The 16,516-nt window shown below is 37.9% G+C and carries 17 protein-coding genes; 7 read left to right on the forward strand and 10 right to left on the reverse strand.

The annotated features are described in order from the left end of the window. Positions 1–112: 112 nt before the first annotated feature. Positions 113–2,239, forward strand: a complete 2,127-nt coding sequence (locus LQU94_RS05615; RefSeq protein ID WP_230696719.1) for a stalk domain-containing protein — start codon at positions 113–115, stop codon at positions 2,237–2,239. Positions 2,240–2,270: 31 nt separating this feature from the next. Here the strand turns inward: LQU94_RS05615 and LQU94_RS08125 are convergent, their stop codons facing one another. From LQU94_RS08125 to LQU94_RS05640, 5 genes are all read right to left on the reverse strand, one after another. Next, positions 2,271–2,720, reverse strand: coding sequence for a stalk domain-containing protein (locus LQU94_RS08125; protein ID WP_230696720.1), 450 nt, complete (start codon positions 2,718–2,720; stop codon positions 2,271–2,273). Between the two features lie 158 nt (positions 2,721–2,878). After that, entirely contained in the window at positions 2,879–4,228 is a 1,350-nt protein-coding gene (gdhA, locus tag LQU94_RS05625) for an NADP-specific glutamate dehydrogenase (protein WP_230696721.1), read from the reverse strand. 296 nt (positions 4,229–4,524) lie between these two features. After that, complete coding sequence (locus tag LQU94_RS05630; protein ID WP_230696722.1) at positions 4,525–6,132, reverse strand: hypothetical protein; 1,608 nt, start codon at positions 6,130–6,132, stop codon at positions 4,525–4,527. Next, positions 6,125–6,832, reverse strand: coding sequence for an ABC transporter ATP-binding protein (locus tag LQU94_RS05635; protein ID WP_230696723.1), 708 nt, complete (start codon positions 6,830–6,832; stop codon positions 6,125–6,127). The genes LQU94_RS05630 and LQU94_RS05635 overlap by 8 nt, the downstream gene beginning before the upstream one ends. A gap of 120 nt (positions 6,833–6,952) precedes the next feature. Continuing rightward, a complete protein-coding gene (locus tag LQU94_RS05640) occupies positions 6,953–7,447 on the reverse strand; it encodes a DUF4342 domain-containing protein (RefSeq protein ID WP_230696724.1) in 495 nt (164 codons plus the stop codon). 188 nt (positions 7,448–7,635) lie between these two features. On the opposite strand from LQU94_RS05640, the gene LQU94_RS05645 reads away from it, so the two are divergent. Then, positions 7,636–8,910, forward strand: a complete 1,275-nt coding sequence (locus LQU94_RS05645; RefSeq protein ID WP_230696725.1) for a dihydroorotase — start codon at positions 7,636–7,638, stop codon at positions 8,908–8,910. A gap of 33 nt (positions 8,911–8,943) precedes the next feature. Here the strand turns inward: LQU94_RS05645 and LQU94_RS05650 are convergent, their stop codons facing one another. The 4 genes from LQU94_RS05650 to LQU94_RS05665 are packed head-to-tail and all read right to left on the reverse strand — an operon-like array spanning position 8,944 to position 11,914. Next, on the reverse strand, positions 8,944–9,834 hold the full coding sequence (locus LQU94_RS05650; protein WP_230696726.1) for a cysteine ABC transporter substrate-binding protein: 891 nt from the start codon (positions 9,832–9,834) through the stop codon (positions 8,944–8,946). An 11-nt stretch (positions 9,835–9,845) separates the two neighbouring features. Beyond that, entirely contained in the window at positions 9,846–10,580 is a 735-nt protein-coding gene (locus LQU94_RS05655) for an amino acid ABC transporter ATP-binding protein (protein WP_230696955.1), read from the reverse strand. Between the two features lie 4 nt (positions 10,581–10,584). Next, complete coding sequence (locus tag LQU94_RS05660; protein ID WP_230696727.1) at positions 10,585–11,274, reverse strand: amino acid ABC transporter permease; 690 nt, start codon at positions 11,272–11,274, stop codon at positions 10,585–10,587. Next, positions 11,234–11,914, reverse strand: a complete 681-nt coding sequence (locus LQU94_RS05665) for an amino acid ABC transporter permease (protein ID WP_230696728.1) — start codon at positions 11,912–11,914, stop codon at positions 11,234–11,236. The genes LQU94_RS05660 and LQU94_RS05665 overlap by 41 nt, the downstream gene beginning before the upstream one ends. Positions 11,915–12,354: 440 nt before the next feature. Here LQU94_RS05665 and LQU94_RS05670 point away from each other — a divergent pair, with 440 nt between their 5' ends. Next, positions 12,355–12,711 carry a hypothetical protein gene (locus LQU94_RS05670; protein WP_230696729.1) on the forward strand — a complete coding sequence of 119 codons (357 nt, stop codon included), beginning with the start codon at positions 12,355–12,357 and terminating at the stop codon, positions 12,709–12,711. 19 nt (positions 12,712–12,730) lie between these two features. Here the strand turns inward: LQU94_RS05670 and LQU94_RS05675 are convergent, their stop codons facing one another. Continuing rightward, complete coding sequence (locus tag LQU94_RS05675; protein WP_230696730.1) at positions 12,731–13,753, reverse strand: low specificity L-threonine aldolase; 1,023 nt, start codon at positions 13,751–13,753, stop codon at positions 12,731–12,733. Between the two features lie 75 nt (positions 13,754–13,828). Between LQU94_RS05675 and LQU94_RS05680 the strand changes: the two genes are divergently transcribed. The 4 genes from LQU94_RS05680 (at position 13,829) to LQU94_RS05695 (ending at position 16,477) form a co-directional block, all read left to right on the forward strand. Further along, positions 13,829–14,911 carry a histidinol-phosphate transaminase gene (locus LQU94_RS05680; RefSeq protein ID WP_230696731.1) on the forward strand — a complete coding sequence of 361 codons (1,083 nt, stop codon included), beginning with the start codon at positions 13,829–13,831 and terminating at the stop codon, positions 14,909–14,911. 236 nt (positions 14,912–15,147) lie between these two features. After that, on the forward strand, positions 15,148–15,819 hold the full coding sequence (locus tag LQU94_RS05685) for a hypothetical protein (RefSeq protein ID WP_230696732.1): 672 nt from the start codon (positions 15,148–15,150) through the stop codon (positions 15,817–15,819). Beyond that, complete coding sequence (locus LQU94_RS05690) at positions 15,819–16,217, forward strand: hypothetical protein (RefSeq protein WP_230696733.1); 399 nt, start codon at positions 15,819–15,821, stop codon at positions 16,215–16,217. Before LQU94_RS05685 ends, LQU94_RS05690 begins: the two co-directional genes overlap by 1 nt. Continuing rightward, positions 16,214–16,477, forward strand: coding sequence for a hypothetical protein (locus tag LQU94_RS05695; protein ID WP_230696734.1), 264 nt, complete (start codon positions 16,214–16,216; stop codon positions 16,475–16,477). The genes LQU94_RS05690 and LQU94_RS05695 overlap by 4 nt, the downstream gene beginning before the upstream one ends. Positions 16,478–16,516 lie beyond the last annotated feature (39 nt).

Here is a 16,516-nt window from a genome sequence, read left to right on the forward strand (position 1 = left end):
ACTTCTTACACTTAGTGTACCACACCTCCCCATACACCGCAAGTTTTTTCTTGTCATGGTACTGAAATAAGTTTTCCCCTTTCTTTTGTTATAATAGAAATGAGGTGATAAAATGAATCGATTCAAATGGCCTTTATTGCTTTCTACTTTAAGTGTTTGCTTACTTTTTGCTAACCCTGAGGAAGCAAAGGCCGTTTCTCTAAAGGAAAATACACAAACTGTTGTTTCTCCTGGCGTAATCCGAAAGGAATACAAAGCCACGGTTTCTGGCCGAACCAATCGAGTGGATGTGCTTCAAATTGATTTGAACAATCCTTACGCCGATTTGGAAGTTATTGCTGGCCAAGGAGAATATACGCAAAAGGCCACGGTTTCCCAAATGGCCGACCGAGTACAAGCTCACGCTGCTCTCAATGGAGACTTCTTCAATATGAGCAAACAGGGGGCCCCTTTTGGTCCGTCTTTTGTAGAGGGAGAATTGCAATCTTCTCCTCTTTTGTCTGTTGGGCTTTTTGGTTTTGGTATCGATGGAAATCGAACGGGGCATATTGAATCCTTTACTTTTAAGGGAGGCGCTTACGCCAGCAATGGAACGTCCTATCCGATTTCTGGACTAAATAAAACCGATTACGTCATTAACCACACCGGGGTTCCCAGTCATAAGGACAGCTTACAATTGTACAATGATTTTTGGGCCGCTTTGACCCGTGGATTAAAGGGAAGCCCTGAAATTTTAGTGAATAAAAATTTTGTTGTGGAAGAAATTAACTTAAACGGTCCTCTTCCTTATGGCGTTCCTGATGGAAAATACATTTTGCAGGCCAATGGAAAAGCCAAGGAATTTATTCAAAAAAATGTTCGAGTAGGACAAAAACTTCGCTTAGATTACAATATTTCTCCCAACCGAAATTGGCAATTTTTAATTGGAGGCCATGCCATGTTGGTAAACAATGGATCGGTCCTTCCTTATACTTTAGATGCTAAGGACATTGACGGACGAAGAGCCCGTTCTGCTGTTGGCCTTTCTCAAAATGGAAAAACGGTTTACCTTGTTTCTACAGAGGCCAAAACAAGCCGCAGCTCTGGTATGCGTTTGGCGGAATGGGGCGCTACATTAAAAGCTTTGGGATCTTATAAAGCTTTGAATTTAGATGGCGGCGGTTCTACTACTATGGTGGCTCGAGAACATGGAGATTTCAAAAATACCGTTGTGACTCGCCCAGAAGGAAATGGTAGTCAACGACGAATTGTTAATAGTATTGGCGTTATGAACCGTGCGCCCCATGGACCGTTGGCGGGAATTGCTGTATCTGGTCCAAGTAATGTGGTACAAGCTGAGGTAGCAACCTATGGGGTAGAAAAAGGATGGGATGCAAATTATCATCCAAAGGATGTTTCTCAAGCCAATTATGCCATTACCGATACAGTCATTGGATCAAGTGCTTGGAGCGGAAACCGCTTCTTATCTTCCCAACGAGGAGAAACCACCATTCGCTTACAGACGATGGAAGGCGTTGTTGGAACTAAGGTAGTAAAAATTCAAAGTCCTGCTGCCTTACAATCTTTCACTATGAATACAGAAAATTCCGACTTCGTACCGGGAGCAACCATTCCCGTTTCCTTTGATGCCGTTACGAAAAACAAACGAAAAATTTCCCTCGATCCTTCTCAAATGAATTGGGCTGTAGAGGGAATGGAAGCCACTATGGATTTGGATTCTTGGAAAGTAAGAGATGGAAACGGAAAGCTGCAACCTCCTGTTGGAACCATTCAATTGGGGGCTTTGGAAAACCGTGGTTTTGGGAAAGTTACAGCACGTTTTGGGAATTTTGAAGAGCAGATTGTTGTGGAAAATCCAGAGTTTACAAAACTTCACATGATTCTAAACAACAAAAATTATTCCGTTGGAAAAGATTGGTTCTTAATGGATGTAGAGCCTAAAATTGTGGGAGATCGTACCCTTGTTCCTATCCGATTTGTTACTGAGGCCTTTGGCGCCAATGTAACATGGAACCACGATCTATATCATGCTGTCATTGAAAAAGACGGCCATCGAATTGAACTTCCCATTGGAGAAAATGTAGCTTATGTTGATGGAGCTACGGTCCCTATTGATGTTCCAGCTATTTTAGATAACGATCGGACTATGATTCCTATTCGATTCGTTTCTGAACATTTAGGCATGGATGTCAATTATATTCATACCAATCGATTTGTAGATATTTATGGACGCAAATAAAAAAGGAGCCGAAAGGCTCTTTTTTTGTGTCTTATTCTGTTGTTCCTTCTTCTAAAATACAGTTTACGGTCCGTTCTTCGTTGTTCCACTCTACATCATATTTTTTTAACTGAGCGACCAAGCGCAAAGGATAATAGATGTATCCATCTCGCATTTTTACAAAATATTCCATAGGCAGAGCTTCCCCATTAAAATTTCCCCCTGGGCGATCCAAAGGCAATTCCAAATGATAATTCTCTCCCCACAACAAAAATCGCTCTTGTTCCAGTGCTTTTCCTTGAAGTTTTAAGCTTTCTCGAATCAAATCTGAACGCAAATACGTTCGATCATGATAAATGAATCCCTCATTTAACTTATTGTACGTTTTATTTTCTACATTTATTGTTACGGGATAAATTTCCTCGATAGATACTTCTGCTTCTGCTTCAGTGGAAAATAGGAATACAAAAATGAATGTGGCTAGCCATACAAATTTCTTCACTCTTCTCCCCTCCTGTTTGTATTCTACCAAATTTTTCTAAGGAAGTGCTTACAAAAGAGTAACAGAAGGAAAACAGTTGTGTTACATCTTTTCTAAAATAAAAAAAAGAAGAAAGTTCCTAGGGAACCTTCTTCTTAATTTGTTGATGTTTTGTAATATTAGATAACACCTTGAGCCATCATAGCTTCTGCAACACGTTTGAAACCAGCAATGTTTGCACCAGCAACCAAGTTGTATCCCAAACCGTATTCTTCAGCAGCTTCAACGCTTAGACGGTAGATAGTATCCATGATTTTTACTAATTGAGCATCTACTTCTTCTTCAGACCATACAAGTCTTTCAGAGTTTTGGCTCATTTCTAATGCAGATGTTGCTACACCACCAGCGTTTACAGCTTTAGATGGAGCTACAACTTCACATTTTTCCATTAGGTATTCTAATGCTTCGTTAGTTGTAGGCATGTTTGCAACTTCGATGTAGTATTTCAAACCTTTAGCAGCCATAGCTTCTGCTTCTTCCATACCGATTTCATTTTGGTATGCAGCTGGCATAGCGATATCATAATCTACATCAGCCCATGGTTTTTTACCAGCAACGAATTCAACGCCGAATTTATCTGCGTAATCTTGTACTCTATCGCGTCCTGATTCACGCATTTCTAACATATAAGCTAATTTTTCATCTGTAACGATACCGTCTGGATCATAGCAGTATCCGTCTGGACCAGAGATAGCAACAACTTTACCACCTAGTTCAGCAACTTTTTTACAGATACCCCAAGCAACGTTACCGAAGCCTGAAACAGCAATTTTTTGATCAGCGATACGTAAATCAGCATCTCTTAATACGTTTAATAGGTAGTAAACAGCACCAAATCCAGTTGCTTCTGGACGGATTAAAGATCCACCGTAAGATAAACCTTTACCAGTTAATACGCCGTTTTCGAATGTACCTTTTAGACGACGGTATTGTCCATAAAGGAAACCAATTTCTCTAGCGCCTACACCGATATCTCCTGCTGGAACGTCAGTGTCTGGTCCAATGTAACGATAAAGAGCTGTCATGTAGCTTTGGCAGAATCTCATGATTTCAGCATCGCTCTTTCCACGTGGGTCGAAGTCAGAACCGCCTTTACCACCACCGATTGGTAGACCAGTTAAGCTGTTTTTGAAAGTTTGTTCGAAACCTAAGAATTTAATAACACTTTCAGTTACTGTTGGGTGGAAACGAATACCTCCCTTGTAAGGTCCGATAGCTCCGTTAAATTGGCAACGGTAACCAGTGTTTGTATGGTGTTGACCGTTGTCATCTTCCCATACAACACGGAATTTGAATAGACGATCTGGTTCAACCATACGTCCTAATAAATCTACTTTTTCAAATTCAGGATGTTGAGCAATAACTGGCTCAAGAGAAGTTAATACTTCTTCAATAGTTTGTACAAATTCTGGTTCATGCGCATGTTTTTCTTTTACATTTGCAATTACACTGCTTACATAAGCGTTCATGTCTTTTGACCTCCTAAAAATAACATTTGTTCTTTTCCATGGCAGCGGAAAACTCGAAACAGAGTTTTGCAAAGGATTTCCCACTCTTCGAAAGGGAACCTTATATGTAAGACTCTGGGGAGATTCCATTTCCTTGAGTGAACCCACTCAATGTGTAGCTCCATTGCCTTAATCATAACACAAGGTTAAAGGAAAATCCATGGATTTTTTTATGTATAAAGTATAACTTGTATACTAGACGACAAAAGAGCAAAGAGAAAGGCTATTTCTCAATATTTTAAGAAATAGCCTTTTCCTTATTCTCTTCTTAAACGAAATCTCTTGGGCGATTTTTTATAAACCAAATATAAAGCAATGGGTAAATAGATGGCGGTCATCCCTACAAAAAAGAGCAATACGCCGATACTTGGAACGTCCAAAGTCATTGGCATATAACAAATCAAATAAATAGAAAGAAATTGCACCACCCCAAAAACAGGAGATTTTACACTGTAGTTGCTGGTATAGGGTTGAAAATAATAGTAGACAAACAACGTATGAACAGAGAAAAATAAATACAGCAACAGAGCCATGCCTATTAAAATCAAAATTTGGCTTAAACTTCCTTTGGCTAGAATCATAGCCGCTGTCATTCCAACTATGACAATGCTAAGTGGCAATCCATTCCAAAGCAATAATTTTTTTAGACGCAAGGTAAACATGGTCAACAAATCTTTGGGCCGCTGATAAAATCCATATTCCAATAGACTTTCGTCGCAGTTGATAAACATAATTTTTGTAATATTTTCTTGGGAATATAACATATAAGAAACAAAGGGTAAGGCGTTAATCAAGGCCATAAATAGCTCTTTTGTCTCCTTGTAAAAAACTTCCATCCCTAAAAAGAAAGGAACGCCAATTAAAATGCCCAGAAAAACAACTCCTGCGATCAGCGATTTAATCAAAATAGGCCGAAAAATATGTCTTCTATGTCGCTGAAAAAACAGCTCGTTTAAGAAAGCATAGCCTTCTAATTTTTTCTCGTAAACTTTATGGCTCTTTCTTTGGTCCTTTTCTTCTACACGGCTTACTTCTAAGGCGACGGTCTTCGAGAAATCCTCCCCTTCTCCTAAATCTTTCTGGGGTATATCGCTTCGCTCCAAGAATTTCCCATAATCTGAGAAACGATAATTCCTATAGGCAAAATACCCTCCCAATCCAATCCATAGAATTAGAATCGGAGAAGCTAAAATCCAATGAATGGGAATCACGGGAAAATAGATCATGGCCAGGGCCAAAAGAACCAAAGCAATGTAATAGGTAAGAAGTATCCAAGTTTTGTAGCGAATCATTCCCTTTTTCCAAGAAAAATAAGTGTTTTGCCAAAAAAGATTCCCCTGTGCCAATGTGTAGCTCAAAAGAGGAAAGGCCACTGCATAAAACAAAGGTACAGAAAAGATTTTTGCAAGAATAAAATACAATACCATTTGGGATAAAAGAGAAATGGGCATTCGCAAATAATAAATGCTTCTCAGCATTTTCCCCGGGTCCATATGGAAATATTCCCGAAATAAATTTAAGCGATTTCCGCGTTCTATAATTGGAATCTGTCCTGTATTTGCTAATATACACACGACAAAATGAAAAGAAAGAAAACTTGTAATCATTTCCTCTCGGGTCGGTTCCCTGTCAAAAAAACGACTAAAGATAAAGACCATCCCCATTTGAATCCCCAATCCTATTCCATTTTTCAAAAATTCATTGACAATGTCGTAAATCGGAGTCAGAGCCACAAGAATATCTTTTAATCCGTGATAGGTATAGCTTGTGGATTTTCTTCGTAGGATTTTACGAATCCAATGAAGAATAAAATTTACCCGTTGACGAATGTCATACTCCATGGTTTTTTTATATATTTCAATCATGGGATTCCCCTGCCAATCGATTCATAAGCTCTCTCTCAAAATCTTCATTTTCCAGCTTTTTGAAATCCAACTCCGATAGCTTGCCCTTGTGAAGAATGGCAATGTCTTCGCACAAATCCTTCGCCAATTGAAGAATATGAGTGGAAAACAAAATAATATGCCCCTCTTGTCGTTCTTTCAAAAGTTTCTTAATTTCCATTTGGATCAATACATCCAAAGAAGTTAAGGGTTCGTCCATTAGAAGAATTTTTGGAGAAAGCAATACAAACATCAACATTTGCAATTTGTTTCGCGTCCCCAAACTATAGGACTGAATCAAACGGTCTCGCTCCTTTTCTTCCAAAAAAATCCAATCAAAAAGCTCGTCAATGGTCCTTGTATCCCGAATTCGATCTCGGTTGGCCTCTCGGAAAAATTTCAAAAACTCTCGCCCTGTTAAAAAATTAGGCAACTGAGGATTGGCCACCATATAAAAGAAATCTTCCTGTTGAATTTCCCTTGTAACCCCCTCTTCCTCTAATAAAATTTGTCCCTTATCCTTTTCTTTTTTATTGGAAATCAAGTCAAATAACGTCGTCTTACCGGCCCCATTGCGCCCTAACAACCCGTAAATTCGACCCTCTTCAAAAACAAAATTCGCTCCCTGAAGAACCTGGTTTTCTCCAAAGGATTTTTCTAAATCTATAAGATGTAATTTCATATTCCCTCCTTTTTCAAATATTATAGCATAAAATAAAAATCATTTTCATTTCTCATTTAGAATCCTCTCTCTTCACCTACGATTTTCTTCCCACAAAAAAAAGAGCCCGCAGGCTCTTTCTTATCTCATTCGATTTTTCTTTCTAATGTAATCTTTTACGTTAATGGCTTCTCCATTGTGAAGATATACATAGAATTCCCAGCGGGACAAAATTCCTACACCAACGCCTAGTAAAGACGCTAACGGTGCCAATACGGTCCAAATGGCTCCCAAAGTCATGCTCACATTTAGGATTACTGTGTCGTGTTCGTCCATTACAACCAAACGAGTGGCTTCCCCTTTTTCCCAAATTTCTTTTACGGCTTCAAAGATTTCTTCTCCAAATCCATTTACCTTGTCGTTGATTTCATCTACACGAGAGCGTTTTTTTCCAGTTTCTTCTTGTGTTTTATATTCTCCTGAAAATTCTGTCTTCGTTCCTTCTCCCGTTGTATTCAAAATCATTGCAATGGCTTCGTTTACTTCGCCGTCTGTAGCCAATAGAGCTTCTCTAACTCTGGAATAATCTGCTCCTGTTACATTCATTACATAATCAATTTTTTCCATTGTTATCATATTCGATTTCCTCCTTGTTCGAAATCTTTAGATGTTTTATCTATCCTTATAGTACCCAATCCCGAAAGAAAAATAAAGGCATTTTGACCTTTCTTTACCTTAACTTAGATTTTGAAAATGTATTTCTTCCTTGTTCTTCTTTTGAGGATGTGGAATAATGAAAATAGAGAGATTTTTAAGGAGGGACTATGGAAAAACAAAGGATTTTACTAAAAAATGCACAGATTATGGATCCAAGAAATCATTTTGAAGAAATTTTGGATTTGTATTTGGAAGAGGGAAAAATCAAAAATTTAGGCAAAAACTTAGACATTCCCGATGCCGAAGTTTTGGATTTAACGGGGAAATGGATCGTTCCTGGATTTGTGGATGTTCATGTTCATTTGCGAGATCCCGGTTTTCCTCAAAAAGAAACCATGGAAACGGCTTGTCGTTCAGCCCTTGGCGGTGGTTTTACTCATCTTTTGGCCATGGCCAATACGAAGCCAGTAATGGATTCTCCCGAGGAAATTGAAACCTTTTACAAAAAAGCACAATCGGTTCCTGTCAATGTCTATACGGTTTCTGCTTTAACGAAAGATTTGAAGGGAAAAACCCTTGTAGATATGGAAGCTTGTGCAAAGGCCGGGGCCCTTGGTTTTTCAGATGATGGATTTCCTTTGGTGGATTTAGCTTTATTAAAAGAAGCCATGGAAAAAGCACGAGAATTAAACCTTCCTCTTTCTTTCCATGAAGAAGATCCCTCCTTAATTGGAACACCAGGAATCAACGAAGGAAATATTTCCAGAGAAATGGGGTTAAAAGGCGCGCCTGCTTATTCCGAATATTCCTATATTGGACGGGATTGTGCCTTGGCTTTGGATTGGAAGACGAAGGTGGATATTCAACATATTTCTACAAAAGCCGGTGCTTCTCTCGTAGCTTTGTTCTATGATTTAGGAGCCAATGTATTGGGCGAAATAACCCCTCACCATTTTTCTTTTACAGAAGAAAAAATTCGCACCCATGGAACCATGGCAAAGATGAACCCTCCTTTGCGTACCGAAGAGGATCGTCTTGGATTGCAAGATCTTTTTTCTCATCCTTCTTTTGTTTTGGCAACGGACCACGCTCCCCATACGGAAGAGGAAAAAAGCGTAGAATTTTCTAAGGCGCCTTCTGGAATTTTGGGGTTGGAAATTGCTTTTGCTGCGGCCTTACGCCATTTGGTAAAAGAAGGCAAAGTTTCTCTTAAGGATTTAATTGAAAAAATGACCTATCTTCCTGCTGCCTTTTACAATATGGAATATGACGGCATTCAAGAAAGAAAAATCGGGAATTTTTCCATTGTGGATCCAGAGGAAAAGTGGACGGTTACAAGAGATACCTTTAAGGGAAAATCCTACAATTCCCCTTACGAAGGAGAAGAATATATAGGAAAAATTAAATACACTGTATCAAAAGGAGAACTTTTCTCCCTCTAGAAAAGAGTGGGCAATATATACCCACTCTTTCTTTTATTGTTCTACTACGCCACCTTCAACTACCAATTCTTCTGCGTTGGCTTCGTCTCCATAAACAGGACGTAAGGTTTCTTCATAGTTTTTGTGGAAGAAATTTTCTTCTCCTAATTTTTTAATAATTTCGTCAATGGCATCTTTTAATTCTGTGTTGCCTTTTTGAACGGCTGGCGCAATGGTGTCAATATTCCCTAAAGATTCAATTCCTACGGTGAATCCTGGATTTTCAATGGCCCATGCTAAAACTTCTGTATTATCTGTAGATAAAGCGTCCCCACGTCCGTCAATTAAAGCGTTAAATGCCTCGCTATATTGGTCAAATTTCAACAATTTTACTTCTGGATAATTTTCAGAGAAATAGGTTTCTGCTGTTGTTCCTTTACTAATAATTAAAGTTTTTCCATTTAATTGTTCTGGCGCCGTAATTTCTGCTGTTTCTGGAGAAACAACTCCCAAAGCTACCTTCATATAAGGTAAGGCAAAATCGACTTGTTCTTTTCTTTCATCGGTTACTGTAAAGTTGGCTAAGATTACATCCACTTTTCCAGATACCAAATATTCTACACGGCTGGCCGCTTCTACAGGAACGTATTCTACCTCAACGCCTAATTCTTGGGCCAAACGATCCCCGAAATAAATATCGTATCCTTGGTAAGCGCCGTTTTCATCTACGTAACCAAATGGTTTTTTGTCGCTGAATACGCCAACCGTTAACTTTCCGCTTTCTTTAATTTGTTCCAAAGAACGGGCCGTTTTTCCATTGTTTCCCTCTACTTCTGGAGATCCGGCTACATTTACCCCTTCTTCTTCAATGTTTCCACAAGCGGCCAAAGCCATCGCACCAACAAACACCAAGGCCAAGGCCATAATTCTTCTTATTTTTTTCATTTTCTTCCTCCTTACATTTCTTCGTAATCAAATACGTGTAAAAATTGTTTTGCTCTTTCTGTTTCTGGATTTTGGAAAAAGACTTCTGGTGGATTTTCTTCCACAATTTTTCCTCCATCCATAAAAATAATTCGATCGGCAATGGCCTTTGCAAATTGCATTTCATGGGTTACCAATAACATGGTACGCCCTTCTTTCGCCAAATCGCTAATCACTTCCAATACCTCCCGAACCATCTCTGGATCCAAGGCGGCGGTTACCTCATCAAAGAGAATCACTTCTGGATGCATACACAAAGCCCGCAAAATGGCGACACGTTGTTTTTGTCCTCCAGAAAGTTCCCTTGGGTAGGAATTTTTTTTATCCAAAAGCCCCACACGATCCAAAAGTTTTTCGGCTTCTTTTTCCACCTCTGCTTTTTTTCGTTTTTGGGCTTGTATTGGGCCAAGCAACAAATTCTCCATTACGGTCATATGGGGAAACAATTCGTAGGATTGAAACACCATACCGATTTTTTGGCGAATCTCGTGCATATTCTTTTGGCGATCGGAAATATTTTCACCTCGAAGGAAAATTTCTCCTCCTTGAATTTCTTCCAATCCATTAATACATCGAAGAAGGGTGGATTTCCCACAACCAGAAGGTCCAAGGATTACAACAACCTCTCCCTCTTCTACTTGTAGAGAAAAATGATCCAAAATTTGTTGATTGCCAAAATTTTTCTGTAAATTTTTAATTTCTAATATGGGATTATCCACTGATACCATCCTTCCATGTATTTTCTAAATATTTTGAAAACTGCGAAATAGGATAACATACGATAAAGTACAAGAATAACAACAAGGCATACATCCAAAGGGAGGCCATTGGGGCTGTTAGTCGTACGTTTTCAATTACTTGTTGTCCCGTTTTTATGACTTCTACCACTCCAATTAAAGCCACAAGGGAAGTGGTTTTAATCATTCTCGTTACCAAATTAATGGCTTGAGGCAACAATCGGCGAAAAGCTTGAGGCAAAACTATATGGCGATACATTTGTTTTTTGGTTAAACCAATGGCCTTGGCGCTCTCGTACTGATGGCGAGGAATGGAGGTTATAGCTCCTCGCACCAAATCGCCCATTTCTGCCGTTCCCCAAATGGAAAAAACCAAAATGGCGGAGAAAGCGCCAGAAAGATTGATTCCTAAAAATCGTGCTAAGCCAAAATAGACAATGAACAATAAAACCAACTGAGGCATAATTCGCACAAATTCTAAATATAGGCGAGATAAAAATTTAATTGCCGGATTTTCCACGGTCATGATTACGCCGAAAATCAAACCAAAAACAATGGACAATAGGACAGAAACCAAAGAAATATAAATGGTCACCCCTAAGCCTTCCATAATTCGTAGGAAATTATTTCCCTGAAACAGCACTTGTAGTCCCAAATCCCCCATGGCGCATCCTCCTTTCTAAATAAGCAAAAAATAGTGAAATCGGTAATAAAATAATCAAATAGGATAAAACCAACATAGTTAAGGCTTCATCGGTTTCGTAATACAAGCCTATCAATTCCTTGGTAACATACATTAAATCTGCCAAGGCAACGGCTGAAAATACGGACGTTTCTTTTAATAGGAAAATCACATTGGCACTAAAGGACGGGAAGGCAACCGCCATGGCTTGGGGCAAAATAATATGCCTTAGAATTTGGCCTTCGGTTAACCCTATGCTCTTTCCCGCTTCGATTTGAGTCTTGGATAGAGATTCCAATCCACTTCGGAAGGATTCCGACATATAACTTCCTCCAAGAAAAATCAATCCCACGATTCCGCACATTTCAGAGGAAAGGAGAATCCCCAATTTCGGCAAACCAAAATAGAGAAAAAACAACTGAATCAATAAGGGGGTGTTTCTTGAGATCTCAATATATCCCCCAACGATTCGCCTTAAAATAGGGACTTTATAGTATTGAATTAAGCTACAAATCAAACCAAAGAGAATCGCACCTATAATTCCAATGACGCCAATTCGCAAAGTCAAAAGTCCGGCTTCCAAATAAACGGGAGCGTACTCTTGAAAAAATCCTACATTCATCTTCAACCTCCTAAAAAAAGCAACAAAAAAAGGAAAGCAGATTGACCTGCTTTCCTTCCATGGATATATTTCTACCTATTCACAGAATAGGCCTCGCGTATGGAGATCCAATGAAAAATGGCAAGCCAAAAACCCGTATGAACAACAGCACATACAGGAACAGGATGACTTGCAGTTTTCGAAACTCATAATAAATTTCTTTTCCATTTTCATCTCTCCAAAGTTCACAAAATTATTTATCTTTTATATAGTAAATAAGATTACCACTCTTTTTCCCATTCGTCAAACCTTTTTTCCTGAAACGTCATTTTATTTTCCTACAGAAAAATTGACAACTCTTCCATAGAAATCTATAATGAAATCAATCCATTGGAATGGGTACTTATCTTTTTACCCTTTCCAAAATCATTCAATCAAAAAAGAAGAAAGATGAGGAAGTTATGGAAAAAAAGGTTATTGTAAACGTGTTATTTACTCTTGTTGGAATGGGAATCGTTGTAGGACATCATCTCTATGAGTTTTCATGGATGAATGGATTTATCTATTTTCTACTCTATATGTGCATCGCCTTTTCCTCTCCTGCCTTGCGACTTATTGACGAATACCACAAAGCCAACCGGGTATTTACCGCCATTTTTGTTTTGTTTGGCGTAGGGTTTACCATTTATCATTTCACCATAAATCCGATCCCAAGATATTATTTGTATTCTTTATTTTTCATCACCTTTGTGTTTCGTTATTTCGTATTGTTCCGACCTCTTTGGTCTCCAAAGGCAAAAGAAGAAGAGCCCCAATAAGGAGGCTCTTTTTTCTTGCTTATAATGGGTATTTTTTCAATTCTTCCCCTAAGGATTCAATTTCTTCGTCTTTGGTTTCGTAAGTGGTAACAAAACGCACCGTTGAAACCTCTTTCCCCTCAGAGAAAATTTCAAATTGGGTATTTTCTGCTAATGCTTCCAAACTGGAGGTAGGAAGATTTACAAAAATTTGGTTACTAACCGGTCTTTGGGCAAATTCTACCCCAATGCTTTCCAATTTTTCTGCCAATTTTTTCGCTGCCTCTTGAGCTTGTTCCCCAATTTCAAACAACAAATCATCGGTAAATAAAGCTTCAAATTGAGCCCCGTATAAATATCCCTTTGCCAATAAAGAAGATTGTTGTTTCATATAGAAATTAAATTCTTTTGCCAAAGGTTCGTTGTTAAATACCAAAGCCTCTCCAAATAAAGCGCCGTTTTTTGTTCCTCCAATAGAGAAAATATCGCATAACTCTGTCATATCTTCAAATTGGATATCGCATTCTTCAGAGGCCAAACCCGCTCCCATACGAGCACCGTCAATATATAAATACACTTCGTGTTCTTTTGCCAAATCATAGATTTTTTTGATTTCTTCTTTGGTATAAACCATTCCCGTTTCAGTTGAATTGGAAATATAAATCATTCCTGGCAATACATTGTGGAAATCACCGAAAGAATTTAGCAACTCTTCCAAAGCTTCTGGATCCATCTTTCCATCTTCAGATGGAATGGTCAAAACTTTGTGTCCATTGGCTTCAATCGATCCCACTTCATCGTGAACAATGTGTCCAGAATCTACAGCAATAACAGCCTTATGTGGCAACAAACAGAAGGAAATCGCCAAAACATTGGCTGCGGTTCCCCCTTGTACAAAAAATACAGGGGATTTTTTCCCTAATCTCTTTTGAATTTTATCAATGGCATTGGCTGTACGCCCATCATAACCATACCCCACGTTGTTTTCTCCTTGAAGAGTCAATAGAGACTCCAACACTTTTGGATGGCATAAATCGTGATAATCGTTTCGAAAATTGTTCATCATTCACCTCACTATTGTATTTTTTCTTTCTCTATTATATCATAAGCATTAGATCCTAGTGTAAAGGAGGGCATTATGAAAAAAGATAAACATGGAGTAAATTTATTTGAGCTCCAGAGAAAATATAATTTTGATGTAGATGAGGTTATGGATTTTTCTTCCAATGTAAATCCCATTGGCCCAAGCAAAAAAGCCTTGCAATATCTTCGAGAAAATTTAGATCAGGCCAGTGTTTACCCGGATCCAGAATACGTAGATTTGTTAAAGGAAATTTCAAACTATACCCACGCCAACCCAGAGCATATTTTGCTAGGAAGCGGAACCACCAATTTAATCAAAGATTTCATTCACTACGTAAATCCCAAACGAGCTTTGTTAAATAGCCCTTGTTATAGTGAATACGAAAATGAGTTGAATTTAATTGGTTCCGAGGTTTTCCACTACAATTTGGACTATCATCGCAATTTTACCGTTAGTGTGGATGAGGTGATTGAAATCATACAAAAAAATTCCATTGAATTGTATGTTATTACCAATCCAAACAATCCAACAGGTACCATCCTAAATCGTGTGGATATTGAGCGAATTGTAGAAGCCACAAATATTCCGATTTTAATCGACGAAACCTATATTGAGTTTACCGATCGGAGCGTCTATTCTTGTTCGGCCTTTGCAGCAACCAACCCAAATATTTTCGTGGTTCGAAGCACTTCTAAATTCTTCGCCACACCAGGAATTCGCTTAGGCTATGCCATTACTTCCAACCAAAAAGTCCTTGATTCCATGGGAAAAAATTTCTCTTTATGGGGAATCAATATTTTTGCTGAAATGATGGGAAAGGTTATGTTTTCTGATGAAACCTATAAAGCCGTTACCTACAACCACATTCAAAGAGAAAAAGATAAGATGATTTCCGCTTTAGAAACCGTAGAGCAGTTAAAAGTCTTTCCCAGTTACGGAAATTTTGTCTTGGTAAAAATCAAGGATCGATCCGCTACGGCAAAGGAACTTCGAGAATTTCTATTGCCTAGAAAAATCGTCATTCGAGATTGCTCCAACTTCAAAAATTTAGACGAAAGATTTTTCCGCTTCTGTATTCTATCCAAAGAAGCCAACGATTTGTTGATTCAAGGGGTTTATGAATTTTTCGGAAAATAAAAAATGAGGCCTTTAGGCCTCTTTTTTATCCCCCTTTTTTTCACAGATTTCAATCCATGTTTCTGCCATTGTACTTCTGTATTCCCAAAAAGATCATTCTATATTTCACTTTATATTATAAATTGAACTTAGATTATACTAATATTTTTTATTTTATCTTTTTATTTTTTAAATTCTATGTTAAAATTTATTTGTAAATAAAACTTATTTTTATTTTTGTCCAGGGGGATGATTTTATGAAAAAATATCTCTGTCTATTTTTATCTTTACTTCTATTGTTTGTCTCATCAACAGAACTCTATGCTACATCGGAAAATTCATTTTCTATTATTCAAAACAATAAAAATGAATTTACTGTTGTAGATAAACAGGAAGGTCTATCTTTTGTAGATTTTAATTATGATATAAATGGAAATCTCTATAGCCAAGTTATGGATTCAAATCACCGCTTACAACAAATTATTTCCAAGGATGAAGCTGGAAATATAAGCATAAAAGATCCTAAAGGAAATTTAATACATTATATAAATGCATCTGAAATTGAAACGGAAAAAGAAAGCTCCATAGTTCCTTACGCAACTCAATTTTGCTCTGTCGTTGGACAAAAGGGAGGAAATATTTCTAAAAACATTTCATTCCAAAGTATGATAACCACTGCCGGTACTTTTATTGGAATTGCTAGTTTGATTGGTGTAGTTGGAACTGCTGTAGGCACGATAGTAACTTTCTCTGCAAAAGTACGTTCTGGAGTTAATGCCATCGTATCCATTGCCCTTAACGAAGGAGGAAGACATGCAAAAGGAGGGATTCGCTTTTCAGGGCCAAAAGTTTGTCTCCAACGAAGAGGAGGATCCAATGCATATAAAACCTATGTTTTCGAGCCAAATTCGGCTGTGAGGTATCGCTAATGAATACAAAAAAAACAATTCCTTTCTTTTTATCCATTGCCATCTTGATTCTTTCTATAATAAATTTTAAGGAATCAAATGAAGGACGATATCAAAAAATAACACAAAGAATGACTCCAATTCAAGTTCGTGACTTGTCCCAAAAAGAAAAAGAAAGCAAAACAATTTATATTGGAAGCCCCCATTGTGAAGATTGCCTTTCCAATATAAATCAAATCATTCTTACTGCAAAAAAACTACCTGGCAAAGTCTACTATTTGAACGTCGAAAATATGAAAGAAGAAGACCGTTCCTATTTTATAGAAGAATTCGGCATTTCCCACATTCCCAGTATTCTTTTGCTTTCTAAAGAAGAATCAAAAGTCATTGCCCCGGAAGAATGGGAGGCGAAAAAATGAATAAAAAACTAAAAATGCAACTTTGGGATTATTGTTTCCCCGCCACGACCGTTTATTTTATCTGTCTGAAATTTCCAAGAGTTCCCATTACTTCTCTAGAAAAGTCCATCTTTGTGGTTACAGCTTTATTGTTTCTTTTTTCTCTCTATTATGGAGTAAAGAGTTGGAAAGAAATCCTAGGAAGAGAAAAAATTTTGTTCGTTCTTCAAATGCTTGGTTCTTCGTGTTTGCTTCTTCTTACTATACTGCCTCTTCTATAAACAAGGGGGACCGAGTGTAAACCGTTTTTTAAAAGCTAT

It is taken from the genome of Peptoniphilus sp. KCTC 25270 (assembly GCF_021012875.1).
Lineage (GTDB): Bacteria > Bacillota > Clostridia > Tissierellales > Peptoniphilaceae > JAJMZJ01.

Bases quoted from the DNA above. Each gene is read 5' to 3' on its own strand.
- LQU94_RS05615 (WP_230696719.1), top strand. From the start codon at position 113: ATGAATCGATTCAAATGGCCTTTATTGCTTTCTACTTTAAGTGTTTGC.
- gdhA (WP_230696721.1), bottom strand. From the start codon at position 4,228: ATGAACGCTTATGTAAGCAGTGTAATTGCAAATGTAAAAGAAAAACAT.
- LQU94_RS05630 (WP_230696722.1), bottom strand. From the start codon at position 6,132: ATGATTGAAATATATAAAAAAACCATGGAGTATGACATTCGTCAACGG.
- LQU94_RS05635 (WP_230696723.1), bottom strand. From the start codon at position 6,832: ATGAAATTACATCTTATAGATTTAGAAAAATCCTTTGGAGAAAACCAG.
- LQU94_RS05640 (WP_230696724.1), bottom strand. From the start codon at position 7,447: ATGATAACAATGGAAAAAATTGATTATGTAATGAATGTAACAGGAGCA.
- LQU94_RS05645 (WP_230696725.1), top strand. From the start codon at position 7,636: ATGGAAAAACAAAGGATTTTACTAAAAAATGCACAGATTATGGATCCA.
- LQU94_RS05650 (WP_230696726.1), bottom strand. From the start codon at position 9,834: ATGAAAAAAATAAGAAGAATTATGGCCTTGGCCTTGGTGTTTGTTGGT.
- LQU94_RS05660 (WP_230696727.1), bottom strand. From the start codon at position 11,274: ATGGGGGATTTGGGACTACAAGTGCTGTTTCAGGGAAATAATTTCCTA.
- LQU94_RS05665 (WP_230696728.1), bottom strand. From the start codon at position 11,914: ATGAATGTAGGATTTTTTCAAGAGTACGCTCCCGTTTATTTGGAAGCC.
- LQU94_RS05670 (WP_230696729.1), top strand. From the start codon at position 12,355: ATGGAAAAAAAGGTTATTGTAAACGTGTTATTTACTCTTGTTGGAATG.
- LQU94_RS05675 (WP_230696730.1), bottom strand. From the start codon at position 13,753: ATGAACAATTTTCGAAACGATTATCACGATTTATGCCATCCAAAAGTG.
- LQU94_RS05680 (WP_230696731.1), top strand. From the start codon at position 13,829: ATGAAAAAAGATAAACATGGAGTAAATTTATTTGAGCTCCAGAGAAAA.
- LQU94_RS05685 (WP_230696732.1), top strand. From the start codon at position 15,148: ATGAAAAAATATCTCTGTCTATTTTTATCTTTACTTCTATTGTTTGTC.
- LQU94_RS05690 (WP_230696733.1), top strand. From the start codon at position 15,819: ATGAATACAAAAAAAACAATTCCTTTCTTTTTATCCATTGCCATCTTG.
- LQU94_RS05695 (WP_230696734.1), top strand. From the start codon at position 16,214: ATGAATAAAAAACTAAAAATGCAACTTTGGGATTATTGTTTCCCCGCC.